We start from the raw sequence: 2,027 nt of genomic DNA, 5'->3' as shown, positions 1-2,027 counted from the left end.
CTCACTATTAAATTTTGCTTGTCCTCCTTGACGGACCACTGCGCCAAATGCTGCCATGGGCGGGCATTCAGCCGGCCTGGGAGGCTCAAATGAAATTTTTTTCTGACATCGACAGCAATTGTTTCTGTCGCATTCTGTGCGACCTCTTCCAATGCTCAGGAGGCCGCACAAGGTGGGCAGGTCGGGGAGATGACCATATCGGTTGACGATATGCGCGAACCCGCGCCCGCAGATTTCTCGCCCTATGCCGGGCGCGATTTTCCGACTCGTCCGCTGTGGGGCGATACCCACCTGCACACGTCCAATTCGCTGGATGCGCGCGGATTTGGGGTCATCCTGAGCCCGGATGACGCTTATCGATTTGCACGGGGTGAGGAGGTCACGACATCACACGGCCTCCGCGTACAACTGTCGCGTCCGCTCGACTGGCTTGTTGTTTCCGACCATTCGGATGCCATGGGGGCAATGAATGAAATCATTGCGGGAAACTCAACGCTGATGCGTGATCCAACGCTTCGAGATTGGAGCGAACGACTTAATGCAGGTGGAGACGTTGCTCTCGGTGCGACTATGGAGGTCATTGAGACATTTGCCGGGATTACCGGGGAAGCCCTTCCCGAGGCTGTGTCGGATCGCAGGTTCGTGCAGTCCGTTTGGGACGAGTTCACGCAAACCGCCGATCATCACGACGACCCCGGTACGTTTACTGCGTTCATCGGATACGAATGGACATCCACCGAAGCCGGCAACAACCTCCATCGCAACGTGATTTACCGTGATGATGCCATTCGCGCACGGCAAATGCTGCCCTTCACGACCGCAGAAACCTTTAATCCGGAAAAGCTGTGGGACTGGATGGAAACATATGAAATGGAAACCGGCGGTCGTGTTCTGGCCCTTGCCCACAACGGCAACGTTTCCAACGGCCTTATGTTTCCAGTCGAGACCAATCCGGAAACGGGTGAGCCATTGACGGCGGACTACGCTGAACGGCGCGCGAAATGGGAGCCGATGTACGAGATCACCCAGATCAAGGGTGATGGGGAAACCCATCCGTTCCTGAGCCCGAACGATGAATTTGCGGACTATGAAACCTGGGATAAATCCAACCTTGGCCCGACGCCAAAAGAAGATTGGATGCTTCAGTACGAATATGCCCGCGAAGCTCTGAAGAACGGTCTCAAGCTGGAAGCGCAACTTGGTACCAATCCGTACAAATTCGGTGTCGTGGGTTCGACCGACAGCCATACCGCGTTGGCGACGGCGGAAGAGGACAACTTCTTTGGCAAGCACTCCGGCGTCGAGCCGGAGCCCGGTCGATGGCAGCATGTCGTTGGCGAATTTGACGCGTTGAGGATCCTCGGCTGGGAAATGGCAGCCTCTGGCTACGCAGCGGTTTGGGCCGAAGACAACACACGCGAAGCCATATTCGACGCCATGGAGCGCAAAGAAGTTTATGGAACAACCGGCAGCCGCATAACGGTTCGTTTCTTTGGTGGCTGGGACTTCACAGAGGAGGACGCGCGATCACGTCTGCCCGCCGAAATAGGATACGAAAAGGGCGTTCCCATGGGCGGCGACCTCTCGGAAGTGCCCGAGGGCGCAGATGCACCGACATTCCTTATTGCGGCTCTCAAGGACCCGTATTCCGGCAATCTCGACCGTGTTCAAGTTGTGAAGGGTTGGGTAGATGCCAACGGCGACACGGAAGAGCAGGTGTATGACGTGGCATGGTCGGGAGACAGGCAACCGGATGCCGATGGCAATCTACAGGCAGTGGGTAACACCGTGGATGTCGCAACGGGTACGTTCACCAACTCAATCGGTTCTCCGGAGCTATTGACGGTTTGGAAGGATCCCGACTTCGATCCGTCATTGCGGGCATTCTACTACGTTCGTATTCTGGAAATTCCAACGCCCAGGTGGACAGTTTACGATGCCGTTCGGTTCGGGGACGAACTGCCCGCAGATGTGCCTACCTCAACACAGGAGCGCGCTTACACTTCGCCAATCTGGTATACTCCAGA

The 2,027-nt window shown here is 56.3% G+C and carries 1 protein-coding gene; it reads left to right on the top strand.

Going from position 1 to position 2,027, the window contains the following annotated elements; translation table 11 throughout:
• Positions 1-189 precede the first annotated feature (189 nt).
• On the top strand, positions 190-2,027 hold a 1,838-nt coding region (locus tag ACR0CG_RS23720; protein WP_480527959.1), incomplete at its 3' end, for a DUF3604 domain-containing protein.

The sequence above is a fragment of the Ruegeria sp. AB8 genome, from assembly GCF_056542605.1.
This window is presented reverse-complemented; position numbering and strand designations above follow the sequence as displayed.